Origin of the sequence: Brevibacillus panacihumi W25 (assembly GCF_000503775.1) — a bacterium.
Classification (GTDB): domain Bacteria; phylum Bacillota; class Bacilli; order Brevibacillales; family Brevibacillaceae; genus Brevibacillus; species Brevibacillus panacihumi_A.
In genome coordinates, this window is record NZ_KI629785.1 from 239,306 (window position 1) to 257,943 (window position 18,638).

17 protein-coding genes are annotated in these 18,638 nt (G+C 49.9%); all 17 read right to left on the minus strand.

The annotated features are described in order from the left end of the window. Positions 1-2: 2 nt before the first annotated feature. Complete coding sequence (locus tag T458_RS42035) at positions 3-1,244, minus strand: competence/damage-inducible protein A (RefSeq protein ID WP_023557076.1); 1,242 nt, start codon at positions 1,242-1,244, stop codon at positions 3-5. 109 nt (positions 1,245-1,353) lie between these two features. Next, positions 1,354-1,929: a CDP-diacylglycerol--glycerol-3-phosphate 3-phosphatidyltransferase gene (gene pgsA / locus T458_RS42040; RefSeq protein ID WP_023557077.1), complete on the minus strand. Its 576-nt coding sequence runs from the start codon at positions 1,927-1,929 to the stop codon at positions 1,354-1,356. Further along, on the minus strand, positions 1,930-3,276 hold the full coding sequence (rimO, locus tag T458_RS42045) for a 30S ribosomal protein S12 methylthiotransferase RimO (protein ID WP_023557078.1): 1,347 nt from the start codon (positions 3,274-3,276) through the stop codon (positions 1,930-1,932). Positions 3,277-3,390: 114 nt separating this feature from the next. After that, positions 3,391-4,272: a helix-turn-helix domain-containing protein gene (locus T458_RS42050; RefSeq protein ID WP_023557079.1), complete on the minus strand. Its 882-nt coding sequence runs from the start codon at positions 4,270-4,272 to the stop codon at positions 3,391-3,393. Positions 4,273-4,284: 12 nt separating this feature from the next. After that, positions 4,285-5,064 (minus strand): YmfK family protein, encoded by a 780-nt coding sequence (locus T458_RS42055; RefSeq protein WP_023557080.1) that lies wholly within the window; start codon positions 5,062-5,064, stop codon positions 4,285-4,287. Positions 5,065-5,172: 108 nt separating this feature from the next. Next, positions 5,173-5,442 (minus strand): DUF3243 domain-containing protein, encoded by a 270-nt coding sequence (locus tag T458_RS42060; protein ID WP_023557081.1) that lies wholly within the window; start codon positions 5,440-5,442, stop codon positions 5,173-5,175. Positions 5,443-5,542: 100 nt separating this feature from the next. Further along, positions 5,543-6,277 (minus strand): elongation factor P 5-aminopentanone reductase, encoded by a 735-nt coding sequence (gene ymfI, locus T458_RS42065; protein WP_023557082.1) that lies wholly within the window; start codon positions 6,275-6,277, stop codon positions 5,543-5,545. A gap of 9 nt (positions 6,278-6,286) precedes the next feature. Beyond that, a complete protein-coding gene (gene yfmH / locus T458_RS42070) occupies positions 6,287-7,579 on the minus strand; it encodes an EF-P 5-aminopentanol modification-associated protein YfmH (RefSeq protein ID WP_023557083.1) in 1,293 nt (430 codons plus the stop codon). Position 7,580: 1 nt separating this feature from the next. Then, positions 7,581-8,876: an EF-P 5-aminopentanol modification-associated protein YfmF gene (gene yfmF, locus T458_RS42075; RefSeq protein ID WP_023557084.1), complete on the minus strand. Its 1,296-nt coding sequence runs from the start codon at positions 8,874-8,876 to the stop codon at positions 7,581-7,583. Positions 8,877-8,995: 119 nt separating this feature from the next. After that, positions 8,996-9,151, minus strand: a complete 156-nt coding sequence (locus T458_RS57220; RefSeq protein WP_023557085.1) for a hypothetical protein — start codon at positions 9,149-9,151, stop codon at positions 8,996-8,998. A 55-nt stretch (positions 9,152-9,206) separates the two neighbouring features. Beyond that, positions 9,207-10,373 (minus strand): stalk domain-containing protein, encoded by a 1,167-nt coding sequence (locus T458_RS42080; protein ID WP_023557086.1) that lies wholly within the window; start codon positions 10,371-10,373, stop codon positions 9,207-9,209. A gap of 81 nt (positions 10,374-10,454) precedes the next feature. Beyond that, entirely contained in the window at positions 10,455-11,411 is a 957-nt protein-coding gene (locus T458_RS42085; RefSeq protein WP_023557087.1) for an ABC transporter permease, read from the minus strand. Further along, positions 11,411-12,481, minus strand: a complete 1,071-nt coding sequence (locus T458_RS42090; protein ID WP_023557088.1) for an ABC transporter permease — start codon at positions 12,479-12,481, stop codon at positions 11,411-11,413. The genes T458_RS42085 and T458_RS42090 overlap by 1 nt, the downstream gene beginning before the upstream one ends. Then, positions 12,474-13,988, minus strand: a complete 1,515-nt coding sequence (locus T458_RS42095) for an ABC transporter ATP-binding protein (protein WP_171819401.1) — start codon at positions 13,986-13,988, stop codon at positions 12,474-12,476. The genes T458_RS42090 and T458_RS42095 overlap by 8 nt, the downstream gene beginning before the upstream one ends. A gap of 116 nt (positions 13,989-14,104) precedes the next feature. Then, complete coding sequence (locus T458_RS42100) at positions 14,105-15,166, minus strand: BMP family lipoprotein (RefSeq protein WP_023557090.1); 1,062 nt, start codon at positions 15,164-15,166, stop codon at positions 14,105-14,107. A 39-nt stretch (positions 15,167-15,205) separates the two neighbouring features. Further along, the gene (locus tag T458_RS42105) at positions 15,206-15,931 is read right to left on the minus strand and encodes a GntR family transcriptional regulator (RefSeq protein ID WP_023557091.1); all 726 of its coding nucleotides are present in this window, start codon (positions 15,929-15,931) and stop codon (positions 15,206-15,208) included. A gap of 219 nt (positions 15,932-16,150) precedes the next feature. Beyond that, positions 16,151-18,529: an FtsK/SpoIIIE family DNA translocase gene (locus tag T458_RS42110; protein ID WP_051410076.1), complete on the minus strand. Its 2,379-nt coding sequence runs from the start codon at positions 18,527-18,529 to the stop codon at positions 16,151-16,153. Positions 18,530-18,638: the final 109 nt, after the last annotated feature.

The window sequence follows — 18,638 nt, forward strand, 5'->3', positions numbered from 1 at the left end:
CGTCACCTTTCTTTTTGCATTTGCAGCGCATAGAACAGCGCATATTTTGCGGCACGCTTTACGATGGCATGTCTCTTTCCAGCTAGCCGCAGTTCCTTCACCACTGTAGGCAGCCCTTCTGCCGCAATCCCGATATAGACCAATCCGACTGGTTTGCCTTCTGACGGATCGGGACCGGCTACTCCGGTTACCGACAGGCCGTAAGTAGTGCCAAACTTCTCTCTTACATTTTCCGCCAGGATCAGCGCTGTCTTCTCACTGACAGCACCATCCGTTTGCAGCACTTCTTCTGGTACATCCAAAAAGCGATGTTTCACCTCGTTGGTGTAGCAGACAATACCACCATTGTATACGGCAGAGCTGCCGGGCACCATGGTGATCAACGAGGCCAGTGAACCACCCGTGCAGCTTTCGGCGCAAGCGACAGTCTCTTGCCTGCGCTTCAATTCCTCCACCCATACCTCGTGAAGGGATGATTCTCCGGTCGCATAGATATATTGCCCCAATCTGCCGCGAATTTCCTGCTCTACTGGCAAAATCAACGCTTCTGCCTCCTCGATTGTCGCAGCCCGAGCAGTAATTCGAAGTGTCACCTCAAATTCTTTGGCATAAGGAGCGATCGTCGGGTTTTCCTGTTTCTCGATCAGATCGAGAAGCTGGGCTTCAAGCGCGGATTCCCCGATTCCGTAAAAACGCAGCACACGCGAGTGAAATACCTGCTTGTCAGGCAATAGTTGGGTCAGATACGGCATCACGTACCTCTCCACCATCGGGTACAGCTCACTCGGTGGACCTGGCAAGAGGACAAAGGTGCTGCCAGCGTGAGAAATCCCCATCCCAGGAGCCATGCCAAAATCATTCGCGAACACATGGCTGCCCTCAATAACGAGTGCCTGTTTCCGGTTGTTTTCTGTCATTACCATATTGCGCTGTGTAAAAAAAGCTTCAATGGTTGCCATCGCGGGCTGATTCGTTTCCAGTCCAACACCGATGTGTGCTGCGACTGTCTCCTTGGTCAGATCGTCTTGCGTTGGACCAAGGCCACCGGTAAAGATAATCAGGTCAGATCGGCTGGCGGCGTGCCGGATCGTCTGCAGCAACCGCTCGGTGTTATCCCCCACAACTGTGTGGAAATAAACCCCGATGCCGATTTCCGCAAGCTTTTGAGAAAGGTACTGTGCATTTGTATTGGCAATCTGCCCTAGCAAGAGCTCAGTTCCAACCGCAATGATCTCCGCTCTCATGTCCCTCATCCATTCTCTTTATGAGTAGAAATGCATCTAAAAAGACAGTCTACCACCGACACTCTTCCACGAAAAGCCTCTCATTGAAAAAAGAGACCAATACTCGCATTTACGAGTATTGGATCACGTTGCGATTCTTCGCAAAGTAGTCGTACCCGGAGTACAGGGTGATAATGACCATGGCCCAAATGGCGACCTGGTCAAACGGAATGCCAAAAATCGCAAAGGGAAAGTTGCGAATCATCACGACCGTAACCGCGACGATTTGCACCCACGTTTTTAGCTTGCCCAAGGCGCTGGCAGCAATCACCTTTCCATCGGCAGCCGCGATTAACCGCAGCCCCGTTACGGCAAACTCCCGGCTAATAATGATGATCGCAATCCATGCTTCCATTCTTTGCATTTCCACAAGGGAAATCAATGCCGCAGAAATGAGCAGCTTATCTGCCAGCGGGTCCAAAAACTTCCCCAGGTTCGTCACCATTTTGTTCTTTCGGGCGATATATCCGTCAAGTCCGTCTGTACTGGCCGCCAGGATGAATACCAAAGCCGCAATCAGCTCATTATACGTCATCGTCAGGCTACCGATGGTAAACGTACCGATGTTGTAACGCACCAGCAGAAAAAACATTACTACCGGAACAAGAAAGATCCTGAAGAGGGTGATGCGGTTGGCGAGATTCACCTATACTACCTCCCCGGCCAAATCATATTCATAGGAGTGCGTGATCTTCACCTTGACCATTTGCCCAAGTTCGCCTTTGAAACCAGACACAAATACCTCTCCGTCGATTTCCGGAGCATCGTATTGGGCACGGCCCACATAGATATCATTGCGCCCCTCGTACCGTTCGATCAGAACATCCAAGACTTGACCGACGAAACGGCTATTTCGTTCGCTTGCGATTTCCCGCTGAATTTCCATCAGGATGTTCGCGCGCTTTTCCTTGAGCTCTTCGTCCACATGATCGGGGAGTCGAGAAGCTGGAGTATCATCCTCATTGGAATACGTGAAAACACCCAATCGATCAAACTGAATATCCTTGACAAACTGGCACAAGCGCTCGAAATCCTCATCTGTTTCTCCTGGGAATCCGACAATCAAAGACGTGCGAAGTGCCACATCAGGCACCTGCGCCCGAATTCTTGCCACCAGCTCGCGAATATCTGTCTGACGTCCCGGACGGCGCATTCTCTTGAGAATGTGGTCCTCCGAGTGCTGCAGCGGCATATCCACGTATTTGCACACCTTCGGATTGCTGGCAAACTCTGCGATCAGCTCATCCGTGAAAAATCCTGGGTACGCGTAATGGAGTCGAATCCACTTGATCCCCTCGACTTCTGCCAAACGGTGCAGCAACTCAGGCAGCATATGCTTACCATCGTAAATATCCGTTCCGTAATTTGTCGAATCCTGCGCAATCAGGCTGATCTCAACAATTCCCTGCTCTGCCAAATGACGCGCCTCTTCCAGAATAGATTCGATGGAGCGGCTGCGGAAGCCTCCGCGCATCAACGGAATACTGCAAAATGTACAAGCATTGTCGCAGCCTTCCGCAATCTTGATATAGGCAGAATACGTCCCCTCTTTTACTTTGCGTTTCACGACATCTTCGTACGCAAAAATTGGATTTCCTACGTAGATGGGCCGCTTTCCTTCCAAGGACTCTTCGATGATCCCCGTGATGGACATAAAATCACCTGTTCCGACAATGCCGTCCACCTCAGGAATCTCGCTCAAGATATCCTCTTTGTAGCGTTGTGTGAGACAGCCTGCCACCACAAGTGATTTTAGCTTTCCAGCCTCTTTCAATTCCGCCATGTCGAGAATCTTGTTGACCGATTCTTCCTTGGCAGCATCGATGAAGCCACAGGTATTGACGATGACTACGGTCGCCTCATCGGGGTTATCGACCAGTTCATAGCCTTTCTCATCTATCAGATGGGCCATCATATCCGAATCGACGAGATTCTTCTCACAGCCCAATGTTACAATTGCCACTTTTTCTCGCGACCCTAGCTTTTCTCCCATTTGTTTTCCTCCAATTGGTCATACCAGCCCTTAAATTGCACCTACTCAGTATAATATAAGCTCAAAGGAAGTGTCAAAAAGGACAAAAGCTAAGAAAGGCAAGCATTTGCTTGCCTATTGTGCAGCCGCCTCTTTCACTGCAATGACAATGTCCGACGGCATTGACTTCATTTGGGAAGTATCCACAGCAACTCCATTAACTGTCAATTCGACCTTCATCGGTTTACCCAGGCGCACATAAGCGGTTTTGCCCAGTTCAACGGTCTTTTCCTCACCTGTCTTCAATTCTCCGGATGCAGCATATTTCTTTCCTTTCGCTTCCGACACACCGAACCAGCTTCTGTCATCCGTCACTTTCAGTTTCACGGAAATTTTATCACCGCCCTGCAACGCGTAATTGTACAGGGAGCCTTGCTGTGATTCGAAGGTTACCTGAACGGTCGGAGTTTCCACGACAGGAGGGGTCTCCGTAGCAGGATTAGGGGTTGGTGTATTGGCAGGGGGGGTGGGCAGATGAGCGATTGGGGAATTCCCTCCTTGCCCAGGCGGATAATATTCCGCTCCCGGATTCACTTTTTCACCGGGAATAGGCAAGCTTACTCCACCTTCGTTGTTGACGAGTGCGTAATACGAAACGCCGACGATTAATGCAACAAACAAAACCAGCAGCGTCTTGGTAATCCATCGGCTTGCCTGCATCGGGTTGCTCGCGGTGGCTACCCTGCGTCTGCGCAAACGCTCCACCTGTTCAGTCGGTGGCTGCGCTGGCAAATCCGATTGGAAATGGTCCATAAGATGATTCGCGTCAAGTCCCACTGCTTCAGCATAGCTTTTGATAAAAGCGCGCGCGTAAAAGTGACCAGGAAGTACGTGAAAGTGGCCTCTCTCGATCGCTTCCAAATAGCGCTTTTGTATCTTGGTGATTCGTTGGATATCGTCGAGTGTTATTCCTTTTTCCTCGCGGGCCCTTTGAAGTACTTGACCTAGCTCAGACACAGCTTACCCTCCTTAATTCATGTCAAAATGTTCGAAGCCGCGATTGTTGATCAATTCATATGTAATCTCCTCATCCGGATGATGCCGCAACTCGATGATGTAATGAAAATCAGACATTTCGTACTCTGACTCTCTTGCGAAAATATCCGGATGCTCAATAATTTTCGCGGCAGGGAAATTCATGATCTCTCGTAGCAAAGAATAGTGTTTTTCTGTCGAACGAAGGGTGGAAACAATCCCATCTATTAAATATACATGATCAGTGGACATCTCATCAATGGCTAACGAGCTTCTTACGGTTTGACGCAAAAGTGTAGAGGAAATAAACGTCCAGCGCTTATTGGCAGAAACACTTGCCGCAATCATGGATTCCGTTTTTCCGACACGAGGCATGCCTCGAATTCCAATTAATTGATGACCTTCCTTTTTCAGGATTTCGGACATGAAATCAACCAGAAGACCCAGTTCTTCACGTACAAAACGAAATGTTTTCTTGTCCTCACTGTCTCTTTCTATATATCGGCCATGTCGAACTGCCAACCGATCAAGCATGGTCGGTGGACGGAGCCGCGTTATGGTTATGTTGTCCATTTTCTGCACAACATTGCGTAAAACCTCAATTTTTTCATCATCATCCGTCAAAAGCAACATTCCCCGGCGCATGGTGTCCACACCGTTAATTGTCACAATATTAATATTCAGCATACCTAAAATAGAAGCTACGTCCCCCAACAAACCGGGACGGTTGCGTGAGATTTCGTATTCCATGTACCACTCTTTTTTCGCTTCCATATCTTATCCTCTCCGACACCAAAATTGCCTTCATATGATAGTATAACATTTTCCCAACATTCGACAATCGAGAAAAGAAAAATCCCCAAAAGTCGGGGATTTTATCCGTTAGTTGCCACGGTTGATGTTTTCAGGGTTTTGAACCAGCTTGACCATCAAAGAAGCAAGTGCTTGCTGCTGCTCCTTGTCTCCTGCGTCCCACAGCTGTTTCAACAAACGCTCTTGATCGTTCTTCGGATCTACTTGTTCAGACAAATAGCCGCCAATTTGGTACGCCACGTTCTGCAGGGTTTCACTTTCCATGCCCGCTTGTTTCGCCTGCTCTACTCGATCGCCGAGAAACTCTTTCCAGTCACGAAAATTTTCCAGAATCGACATGTGGACATTCCCTCCCTTTGTATGTTGTGGGCGATACAAACCCACACAAAGGTAGCGTTCCTTCTTTGTGGACGAACTATGCATGTCTCCCTGCCGGCACTCAGGTATACCAGCCGCCGTTAGGACTGATAACCTGCCCGTTTACATAGCTGGCGTCTCCAGACAACAGGAAGCGCACGACGGAAGCGACTTCTTCCGGTTTGCCAAGGCGATTTGCCGGAATCTCATCCGCGATCGCTTCGACCTCATCAGGGGAAAAACGCTCCATCATTCCGCCCTGTATGGCGCCTGGCGCGACGGCATTGACGGTAATCCCATTCGGAGCCATTTCCTTCGCCAACGCCTTGGTAAAGGTGTTGAGTGCTCCCTTTGTCAAGGAATATAGCACTTCACAGGAACCTCCTGTGAGCCCCCAGACCGATGTGATATTCACAATGCGTCCGTACCGTTCGCGAAGCATTGCCGGCAAGGCAAGCTGTGTCACGAGAAAGCTGGAACGGACGTTGAGTGCCATCATCTCATCGAACTGGGGGATCGTGACATCCGTAAACAGTCCGACATGGTCGGCAGACGCATTGTTGACGATCAGCAAAGGAGGCACCTGCATCTGCTGGAACATGTGCGAAATCTGTTCCGGGTAGCGCAAATCAGCTTGCAGGGTTACGGCTGGCACACCGAGTTCCTGGCAGCGTTGCAAAAGCGGAATGAGTTTTTCCCCTGACCGATTGTAGTGCAGGTACAGAGGAACGCCAACCCGGGCCAGTGCTTCTCCAATCGCCAGCCCGATCGTTCCTGACGCTCCTGTAACCAATGCCCAAGGACTTTGTGGATTCATGAATTTTCCCTACTCCTGCTCCGCGGCAGAACGAACAATGGAGACAGCCATTTGATCGAGCTGAAAATGCTCCTTCATGCGTTTTTCCACGTCTTCTCTTGTAATGGACTCCAATACAGGAACAACTGAAAAAAGATCATTTCCGTTAAACTTGAATTGGGTGAACTGATTGGCGATAAATTCTACGGAATTGAGACCGCGCATAAAATTGCCGATCTTTTTGCGCTTCGCCCGCTCGAAAGCATCCTGTTCAATCCCTTTTTGTTTCCATTCTTCTATGATCGTTTTAATCGTCTCAACCAACTGATCCGGATCAGGAGTATCGCCGCCGAAGATCGAATAGGCATAATCCTGCTCGCAGCTATAGTCGAAGTCGAAGCTCTCGGTAATCAAGCCGCTGTCATACAGCTTCTCATAAGCGGATGAGCTGCTGCCGAGGACGATGTCCAACAGCAGTTTGGTTGTCAGATCACGCTTGAGCAGCGCTTCCCCTGACAGACCGTTTTCTATTTCCTTGATCCCGATCATGCACTTGGGCAGCCCGACGGCCAGATTTACTTCTACGCGGTGCTGGGCTGGTGCGGGCGGTTCCTCAGGAAAAATACGCGTGATCTGCGGTGCAGGCGGAAATTCCTTCCCAGTCTGATTCTTTTGGATCAGCTTCATCACGGCTTCAGCATCAAAAGAGCCGACTACCAGCAAAAGCATGTTGGCTGGATGATAAAAGGTCTCATAGCATTGGTACAGATATTCCTTGGTGATGTGTGAAATCGTCTCAATGGTTCCGGCGATCTCGATATTGATCGGGTAATTCTGGTACATGGCTTTCAGCAAGTTCATATACACTTTCCAGTCGGGATTGTCATCGTACATCGTGATCTCCTGCCCGATGATCCCCTTTTCCTTCTCCACACTGGCATCTGTAAAATACGGCTCCTGCACGTAGTCGAGCAGCAGATTCAGGTTCTGATCCAGCTTATCTGTGCAGGAGAAGAGGTACGCAGTACGGTTAAAGCTCGTAAACGCATTGCAGGAAGCGCCGTTTTTACTGAATTCGTGCATCACGTCCCGGTCTTTTTTCTCAAACATCTTGTGCTCCAGAAAATGAGCGATCCCATCCGGCACATTGATTTCTTCCCCGCTCCTGGTGCGAAAATGGCTGTCGATCGAACCATAGCGAGTCGTGAAGACGGCGTATGTTTTGCTAAATCCCTGCTTGGGAACGAGGAACACTTTCAGGCCATTCGCCAAGGTCTCATGGTAGACGGTTTCTTTTACTTGCTCAAAAACAGTGGTTTGCACCTTACGCCTCCCCTTTCTTATCGCGTAAAAGGTAGATCATATCTATTTTTACTTGATCGGCTACACGCTTGATATCATCGATGGTCACGGTTTCAAACGCTTGCAAAAGCTCATTCAAAGGTCGCCTGCGTCCACTCACGACGCCGTTGTACGTATACTCGATCATCATCCGGGCACTGTCCAACAGCTCGCGGAACTGGTTGGTCAATGTCGCGCGCGTCTGGCTGAGTTCTTCTTCGGTGATTTTTCCTTGCCTCATCAAATCCATCTGCGCCTTGATAATCTCTACCGCCTGGTCATATTTTATCGCTTCGATCCCGGACATGATCATCATGATGCCTTTGTGGCTTTCCAGCCGGGAGACGGCATAATACGCAAGGCTTGCTTTTTCCCGTACGTTTACGAACAGCTTGGAGTGGGGAAAGCCACCCAGGATGCCGTTGTACATCAAAAGGGCCGGATAGTCATCATCCTTATAGGCGATGTTGGTGCGGCAACCGATGTTCAGCTTGGCCTGACCTACATCCAGCCGATCTACGACCGTACGCTCCTGCTCGACGTTTTTGATCGGACTCGTGACCTTCAACTCCTTCACAGCGTTGCGCTGCAGCGGAATATGCGTCTCGATCGCCTTTTTTACCTGCTGTTCATCTACGTCCCCGACTACAAACAGATTGATCGGATTGGAGGTTGTGATCTCCTGGAAATGCCGATACAAATCTTCCCCTGTAATCGCGGGCAGATCCGCTGCTCTACCCTGTACCAGCAAGGCGAACGGCTCATCCTTGCACATCTCCTCCGTGACTCGCTGGTTGGCGTATTTCATCTTGTCATCAATCAGACTCTCGATTCGCTTCCGCAGGGTTTCCTTTTCTTGCATTACATACTTGGGCAAGAATGCTCCATTCTCCACGCACGGCCTAGTCAGCATGTCACCGACGAACTGAATCGCTTCCTCCAGTAATGTCGACGCTTGGGCCAGGTATTTTTCATTCGGCACTTCCATGTAGATTTGCAGGATCTGACGTTCTCCTTTTTTCGTAACATCTACATCAAAAATAGCCCCATACAGAAAGTCCAGGTATGCCCGCAGGCGTTTGGTCTCCTTGAACCGGGCAGTAGCTCTTTTCATCACCATCGCCAACAGAGCAGTTTTGGTCACGGTCTCTTCTGACAATTCCTGCTCAATCATCGTCACGATCGTCGTTGTCTTGAATTTTTCAGTTTGTAAAATATGTACGTTCATCCCATTGATTTGGGAGCTTGTAAATGCGATCTCGTGTACTTGGGTCCCCATACATGATTCTCCCTTCTGCGTCAGATCACTCCCCTCTATTGTAACCAATTGACAGGCAGGCGAGTAACCAAAACTTGTATGAAAATGTAAAAGAGGAGCAGATTCGCTCCTCTCAGGCTTTAAAAATCTGTATAATCCCACTCGCGGACTTCATCAGGAAGCATTTTCTCCTCAACAAAACGGCCGCAATCAGATTCCAGACAAAGCATTCCGTCCAAGTGATCATCGTGAAACGGGAGACCGTGGTTTCCGCCACAGTAAGGACATGTCCACATGAAGAGCCCTCCTTTCATTCGTAAAAGAACATGCTCTTCTTAGTTTGTCCCATTTTTATGAAAGACCTGTGACTTTATGGCGTTCCCAGAAACGAAGATACGGGTAAGGATCGATCGCCTGATTGTTCCGGGCAAGATAGAGCCCAAAATGCAGATGAGGAGAAAACACACCGGTTGTCCCCGGTTTGCCATAGCCAGTCGCCCCGACGAAACCAATCAATTGCCCGGCTTTGACATGACTCCCTACTTGCAGTCCTGGAGCATAAGCGAGAAGATGGGCGTAATACATCTTGTAGGCCCCGCCTGCATCTGTAATGTTGATGCGCCAGCCGCCATATGTATTCCATCCAATTCGGTTAATCGTGCCGGAGGATACGGCATAGACGGGGGTTCCACTCGGTGCCATAATGTCGACTCCCTCATGAGAACGCACGGTCCCATTCCCGCTTTCCGTCCATTCGCGGTCGGAACCATAGCTCGAGACAAACGGTTCGTACCCGCTATGCGCGGCAAATGGAAAGACAAAATGGTCCCGCAGCAATCGCTGATCACCGGCAACATTGGTTGGTCTAAGCTCAGCTTTCTTAGCTTGATCGGTGAGATAGAGAACTTGTCCGGCCAGCAAGGTATCAGAGGACAAGTTATTGTTTTTCATCAATGTATCTATGCTGACCTGATAGCGCTTGGCAATCAGATAAAGGCTGTCCCCTGTCTGTACCACATACGGGTTCGTAGCACTTGCTGTTGTTTGTTTGGCTTTTGGTGTCCAAACGGCTGCTACACGTGAGACGGCATTCCACTCCACTCGATAACCCAGTGCTTCACTCACGAAGCGAACCGGGATTAGTGTCCGTCGATTCACAATTGTAGCGGGAACATCAAGCGAGACTTGTTCTCCGTCTATATGGGCAAAAGAACGATCGATCGGAATAATGATTTTTTTATGCTCTTTCCTGATTTCCACCTGGCGTTTTTGCGCGTCATAACCAACCTTGGCCCCTGTTTTTTCCGCAATGGCCCGAACCGGTACCAGCATGCGGCCATTTTTTTGCAAGGGCTGTACATCTGTCTCAATTCCAATCCCGTCGATCATCAGAGAAATCTCCGGTCCTGGCTTCCCCCTTGCATCCACGCTCTGCACCCAAAGTCCGGCAATCAAGAAAAAAACGCCTAGAATTCCCGACCATAGACGGATGCTGTCTGTATGTATACAGCGATTCATCTAATCCCTCCCCCTGTGCTATGCTTTCGAAGCCATTATCACACAGGGATGGAGCCGGGTTCTAGGCGTAAAAAATGTTAACTAGCGTGATCCTGTCTCGTACGGTTTACCAAGTGCTGCAGGAGCACTGGATCGCCCTACGAAACCTGCCATGACGAGAATCGTCAAGACGTAAGGGAGCATGAAGATAAATTCGGTTGGTACGTATTGGGTCAATCCGTACACCTGCACCAGCGCTTTGATAGCTTGTGCGATCCCGAAGAATAGTGCCGCTCCCATTGCACCGGCAGGGTGCCACTTCCCAAATATCAGGGCGGCGAGAGCGATAAAGCCTTGCCCGGATATCGTGTTGTGGGAAAAGTTGCTCGTCGTGGTCAAGGTGATGGTCGCACCACCCATCGCAGCCAGAGCACCACTGATCATAACTGCAATATAACGCATTCTCTTGACGTTAATTCCGACGGTGTCTGCTGCACGCGGATGCTCCCCTACCGCACGCAGGCGGAGTCCAAAGGAGGTCTTGAACAGCAAGAACCATGTCAGGAACACGATGATAAATGCGAGAAAGCTGGTAGGGTACGCCTCGAATAGAGCATGACCGAGGTAGGGAATCTGGGCCAAGCCCGGTATTTCCCATTTATCGAAAACCTCAGTAAGTGTCGTAGTTTGACCGGCCCCGTTGTAAATGATTTTGGTCAAATAGACAGCTAATCCTGCAGCCAAAAAGTTAAGTGCCACACCGCTTACCACCTGGTCGGACTTGAATGTAATGGACGCCACGGCATGAGGCAAGGCAAAAATGGCGCCGGCTATCGCTGCGGCGACAAATCCGATCCAAGGTGCAATCGAGCCGGAATCCTGTATGACGTTGGTGATAACGGCACCGGTGAATGCACCGATAATCATCATTCCCTCGAGCGCGATGTTGACTACCCCAGACCGCTCCGAGTAAAGTCCTCCCAATGCCGCAAAAATCAAGGCAGTGGAAAACACGATGGTATCATGAACGAGGTTACTGGCGACGGTTGCCCAATCCATCAGTTTCCACCCTCCTTCTTCTTCAAAATAGGCTTCACAAAAACTTTCACGATTCCATGTGCGGCCACGAAGAAGATGACGGACGCGATGACGACACGAATTAATTCGACGGGCACTCCTGCCGTAAATTTGATGCCCGCTGCGCCAAAGCTGAGGATTCCAAACAGGATCGCTCCCAGGATAACCCCGATAGGCGTATTGCCACCGATCAGGGCAACCGCAATACCATCAAATCCGTATCCCGGCTGTGCAGTAAGAATCGCCTGGTAATGGAAAACACCTAGAATCTCCGCAGCCCCGCCAATCCCCGCAAATAGACCGCTAATGAACATGGCTTTAATGACATTGCGATTGACGTTCATGCCTGCGTATTCGGAAGCATGCGGGTTTAGACCAACAGCACGCAGTTCGTATCCGGTTCTCGTTTTCCACATAATAACATAAAAGAAAATGGCGGCCAGAACGGCAATTAACGTGCCCCAATGCAAGCGGGCATTGTCAAACATCTGTGATAACCAGGTAATCGTGATGATCGCTGAATCATGGACCATCTCAGAGCGTTGCTGCCCTTTTGGGACGAAGAAGGAATTCATCACCCAGTTGGCGAGATAAAGTGCAATCCAGTTCATCATGATGCTTGTAATGACTTCGTTCACACCGCGTTTTGCCTTCAAGTAACCTGCGACGGATCCCCATAGCCCCCCTGCAATCGCACCTGCCAGGATCGCGAGTGGCGCATGGATGAATGCCGGAAGCTCAAAGGCGACGCCAACTGTTGTCGCAGCTACCATGCCAACAATAAATTGACCTTCCGCACCAATATTAAACAGCCCAGTTCGGAACGCAAAGGCGACTGCGAGCCCCGTAAAAATCAAAGGGGTAATTTGGCGGATTGTTTCCCCGAAATTGTAGGCGCTGCCAAATACCTTTTCAACGAGGGCAGTATAAGCCAGAATCGGGTTAAATCCACCCGCCAGCATGGCAATCGCGCCAACCAGCAGGCCAAGGATGATAGCAATGACCGGGACGAGGAACGATTCCTTGGTAAAAACGGCAATAGCTTTATTCATCGATTCCTCCTCCTTGCTTGCGATTTCCGCCAGACATCATCAAGCCCAGCTCTTGCTCTGTGGTCGACTTCGCATCGACGATCCCTACGATCTTTCCTTCGTAAATCACGGCGATTCGGTCGGAGACATTGATAATCTCGTCCAGCTCCAGGGAAAGCATCAATACCGCTTTACCTTTGTCCCGCTGATCGACAAGTCTGCGATGAATGAACTCAATCGCGCCGACATCCAAGCCGCGCGTCGGCTGAGCCGCAATCAAAAGATCCGGATTTTTATCCACTTCGCGGGCGATGATCGCTTTTTGCTGATTTCCCCCGGACAAGGCCCGTGCCGGTGTGTGGATGCTCGGTGTACGCACATCGAATTCCTCGATCAGTTTCGCTGCATGCTTGTCAATGGCTGCATAGTCGAGGAAGCCGTTCTTGTTGAACGTGGGATGAAAATACGTCTCCAACACCATATTCTCACTCATGGTGAAATCAAGAACCAACCCGCGCTTGTGGCGATCCTCCGGAATGTGCGACAAGCCTGATTCGGAGATGTCACGCGGCGTATGGTTGGTGATATCTTTGCCGTTCAGAAGAACGCGGCCCGAATCAGCTTTGCGCAATCCCGTCAAGACCTCGATCAGCTCACTCTGCCCGTTGCCATCCACCCCGGCGATCCCCAGAATCTCTCCGGAACGAACTTCGAAGCTGATGCCGTTTAAGGCGTTTACTCCCCGATTTCCGCGCGTGACGACGTTCTCTACTTGCAGGATCGGTCCCTTTGGCTGTGCTTCCTGCTTGTCCACACTGAAGTTTACTTCCCGTCCGACCATTTTGGCTGCCAAATCATCTGGATTGGTGTCTTTCACCTTGAGGGAATCGATGACCTTGCCTCGGCGGATGATTGTCACTGAATCGCACACTGCCATGATTTCTTTCAGCTTGTGCGTGATCAGGATAATCGTTTTTCCTTCCTTGACGAGGCTCTGCATGATTTCAATCAGCTCATTGATTTCCTGCGGTGTCAAAACAGCAGTAGGCTCATCAAAAATGAGAATGTCAGCGCCGCGGTACAGGGTTTTTAAAATCTCAACCCGCTGCTGCATTCCTACGGAAATCTGTTCGATTTTCGCATTTGGGTCCACTTTCAAGCCATATTGATTGGAAAGTTCCTCCACAGCCTTTACAGCCTTCTTAATATCTATCTGTAACCCGCTTTTCGGTTCATTTCCTAACACAATATTTTCTGTCACAGTAAATGTCTCAACCAACATGAAATGCTGATGCACCATGCCAATCCCCAGCTCGTTCGCAACGTTGGGACTGGTAATCTTAACCGGCTTCTCGTTAATGAGGATTTCGCCTTCCTCCGGTTGATAAAGACCAAATAGAACGTTCATCAGTGTAGATTTACCTGCGCCGTTTTCACCAAGCAGCGCATGTATTTCCCCTTTTTTCACGGAAAAAGAAATGTTGTCGTTGGCAACAATTCCGGGGAAACGCTTCGTTATTCCTCTCATTTCAACAACAGTTTTTACCGATTCCAACCACGTTCACCCCGTTTTTATGGGTCTAGTAGGTAAAGAACAAGGCCAGTTGCTCGAACCAGCCTTGCTCGCTTACAGCCTCGTCATCATTACTCAGCAGGGACTTTGATTTCACCTTTGACGATTTTTTCCTTGTACTCGTCAACCAGCTTCAATACGTCTGCTGGAACGTTTTTGGTGGATGTATCAGCCAAGCCTACACCGTCTTCAGCCAAGCCCAGCCATACGATTTTGCCACCTTCAAATTTACCGTCGATCACGTCTTTGGATACACGGTGTACTGCTTCATCTACGCGTTTTACCATGGAAGTCAATGTGATGTCGTCGCCAAATGTCAGGGATTGGTCTTTGTCAACACCGATTACCCAAACGTCTTCACCTTTGGATTTGCGGTTTTTCCCTTCATTGAACACGCCGTCGCCAGTACCGCCAGCTGCGTGGAAGATGATGTCTGCGCCTTGACCGTAGATTTGGGAAGCAGCAGATTTTCCTTCATCTGGCTTATCGAAGAAACCAGTGTAGATTTTGATTACTTCAACGCTTGGATCGGCAGCTTTTACCCCTGCTTCAAAACCAAGCTCAAAGCGTTTGATTACCGGGATTTCTACGCCGCCAACAAAACCGACTTTTTTCGTTTTGCTCATTTTCGCAGCTACGACTCCAGCCAAGAAGGAACCCTCATGTTCTTTGAACAGAACGGATTCTACGTTTGGAGCGTCAACCTCAGCATCGATGATTGCCAGTTTCGAATTTGGATTTTCATCCGCTACTTTTTTCAGATGGTCACCCATCAAGAAACCGATACCCCAAGTCAGATCCCAACCGTCTTTTACAAACTGGGTCAGGTTCGGTACATAGTCTGCATCACTCGTAGATTGCAGGAAGTTCACATTGCCTTCTGGCAGATTCAGATCTGTACGAAGTTTTTGCAGTCCTTCCCAAGCGCTTTGGTTGAAGGAGTTGTCGTTTACGCCACCAACGTCCGTAACCATACCGACTCTTGCCGTTGCTGCCGGTGCCGGTGCTGCTCCTTCTGTGCCACCTGCGTTTCCTGTTTGTCCTTGAGGTGCTTCTGTTTTGCTGCCGCAACCAGCCAGTAAAAGCGAGAGGCTGAGGGTTGCAACAGAGAGGACGGAAAGAACCTTTTTCATGCGAGATTACCCCCTGTTTTTGATAGAAATGAAAATTGTTTACATCCGTCTGCGAACGACATGGAAGTGAATCTTGTCTGCCCGAAAGTAGTTGTGGGAATACAAGATCGGCCGCTCGTTCTCATCATAGTGGATCTGCTCGAGCAGTAACAATGGAGTGGATCGATCACAGTGCAGCAGGTTGGAAACCTTTTCATTGTAGCCCATCGGTTCGATCTGGGCGACTGCATACGTGATCCTGATTCCTGTAGTACTCTCCAACCATGTAAAGATGGATTCTCCCCCTGCGGAATAACCTTTGGACGCAAGATGTGCGGGAATACGGTCGATACAATAAACCACGGGCAATCCATCAGCGGTGCGAATACGCTCGATCATCAATACGCCTTCGCCCTGCTTCAGGGATAGTCTTTTCCGCTCCTCTTCTCCAGACTCTTCAAAAGCAGTCTTCAAAATCATCGTCCCCGCCTTGTACCCTTGACGCTCTATCGCGTCTGTCACACTAAAGAGTTCCCCAATTCCTCCAGAAAAAACAGGTTTGGAGTTAATAAAGGTGCCCACTCCGTGTCGGCGAATGACGATTTTCTCTTCTTCCAGAAGGCGGAGCGCCTCGCGTAGCGTCGCCCTGCTTACGCCCAACTGCTTTGACAGTTCGGCTTCTGACGGAAGTCGCTCACCAGGCCGCAGTTTCCCAGACTCGATATCGCTCTTGATTTTATCCATTACCAAGAGAAACAAAGAGCGAGAATTCCCTTTTATGCTCATTGTCATTCACTCCTGCTGTCCACTAGCCATTCCAACAGGTAAGACGTCAGACCTCTATTTCCTGAAAGACGGCATAACAACAATTTCCTTTAATCTCGTAAGAATTTTAACCTAGGGGCGAACATCATGCAAGCCATATTTTCGTGAACAACATTGCTGTTATCGAAAACATGGCCTGCTTTTTACTTCACCGTATTTCTCTTTATTGGGTAAATATGGTTATGAGATATGGGTTTCTATGGAAGGTCGAGGAAGGCGAACCTCCCGTGGCTTGCTTCCTTCATAGGGACCTACAACGCCGTTTGCTTCCATCATGTCGATCAATCTTGCCGCTCGGGTGTATCCTACACGGAGTCTGCGCTGCAGCAGCGATGCAGAAGCTGTCTGGGCCTCCAGGACAACCTGTACAGCCTGATCGTATAAATCATCATCCACGACAGGCTGCTGATCCTCCTGCACATCGCCTGGAATCATTTCTTCATTGTATTTGGCTTCCTGCTGGTTTTTGACGAAGTTGACAACTTCCTCGACTTCTTTATCGGAGACAAAGGCTCCTTGTACTCGAACAGGCTTGGAGGCGCCCATCGGCAAGGAGAGCATATCGCCCCTTCCCAACAGCTTTTCCGCCCCGCCCATGTCTAGAATCGTCCGCGAGTCTGCCATCGAGGATACGCCAAAAGCGATGCGGGAAGGAATATTTGCCTTGATTACCCCCGTGATCACGTCGACGGATGGACGCTGGGTTGCAATGATCAGATGAATACCGGACGCACGCGCCATCTGCGCCAGGCGACAGATCGCATCCTCTACCTCCCCTGGTGCCACCATCATCAGATCCGCCAGCTCGTCCACGATCACCACGATGTAAGGGAGCGGGGACTCAGGCGTATGGGCATTGTACATTTCGATATTGCGGCAGCCGGATTTGGCGAACAGATTGTACCTGCGTTCCATCTCGGCGACTACTTTTTTCAGGGCGACAGACGCGCGCTTCGGATCTGTGACCACCGGGGCAAGCAGGTGGGGAATGCCATTGTAGACATTCAGCTCAACCATTTTCGGGTCTACCATCATCAGCTTGACTTCGTCCGGCTTTGCCTTGAAAAGAATACTCATGATCAGACCATTAATACAGACGGATTTTCCGCTGCCGGTAGCACCCGCAACCAGCAAGTGCGGCATCTTGGTTAGGTCGGCCACGATTGGCTCGCCTGAAATATCCCTGCCTAGTGCCACTGTCAGTTTTCCAGGGGCGTCCTGGTATTGGGGGGATTCTAGAACCTCCCGCAAGGATACCACGGCTACTTCTGAGTTGGGCACCTCGATGCCAATTGCCGATTTCCCAGGGATCGGCGCTTCGATCCGAATGTCCTTGGCTGCCAGAGCCAAAGCCAAATCATCGGTCAGACTCACGATGCGGCTAACTTTTACACCCGTAGCAGGCTGAACTTCATATCGGGTCACGGCAGGACCGCGATGCACCTCTGATACGGTGGCATTTACTCCAAAGCTTTTCAACGTCTGAACGAGTTTGACTGCATTGGAAGTATGGTCAACATCTTTGGCTGAACCAGCCGGACGCGGCCTAGACAGCATATGTAAGCTTGGCAATTCATAGGGTACCGTGTTGGCAGGTGATGCGTCATGCTCCAGCGTCCCGAAAATCTCCTCGTCTCCTTCCAGCCTAAACGTAATCTCGTGTTCCGCATTGGAGACAGATTTGTTGTTCTGCGGCGCCGCTATAGGCCGCTCATCTGCTGCATGCAATTTGTCCGTAAAATCGTGAATGACCGGCTTGATCGGCGTCTCAGCGGGAGGCTCTGCATCCCAGGGAAGGGAATGGTCGCGTGCACTTGCCTGTTCGGATGCGGCATCAGGCGGCAAAGTTGGCTCTGTTTGCTGTCCCGCCATCTGCTCTTGCTTGGCGGCCTTGGCCTCTTGCTTCCTCTTCTCGCTCTCCTCCTGCATCAAATGAACAGACTCCTTGACTGTATCCTTGGCTTTGCCGTACATTCGGGCAGCCTTGTCACGCAAGAACATCAGAATGTCGACGTAGGAGAGGTTGAACAACAGCATGAGACCGACCAGGAAGAGAAACACAATGATGATCCCAGTTCCGATCGTTCCTACCAGTCCATTGCTGATGGCAAATACGATCGCTCCCAGCATCCCGCCGCCAACTCCGGTTGTCGATACCCGTTGGCTATGATCCAGCCAAAGCCTATCCCAGGTGACTCCCAGGATGCTCTGGTCGGCAAACTTCCCGTCAGCCGTGATCTGTTTGTAGAGTATCAAATGATCCCAGGTAAACACAGCGAGCGCGATAAAGAGTATTCCTAACACTCGGAAGTTCAACTGCGGCTTCTGACGGGTAAACATCATGTAGAGCGCCATGCCGATCAAGAAGACCGGAATGGTAAAATCCCACGATCCCGCGAAAAAGCGGAAAAGGAATGCCAGGATGTTTTTCCCCAAAAAACCGCTTTCCAGAAGTCCAATGAGTGACAACACGATGATGACGAGTCCCAGCAACTCTATTTTGACAACCGAGGCCAATGCCGCACTTGATTGCTTTTTTCCTCTTCTACTCACTGGCACGCCTCCTTTTGCTTTTCTTCAAAATATTGCATGAGATTGTAAAAAGGCAGCCGGCTGCTGTTCGGCTGCTGTTCGCACATCATCAGTATAACACAGGAAATTCATAGAA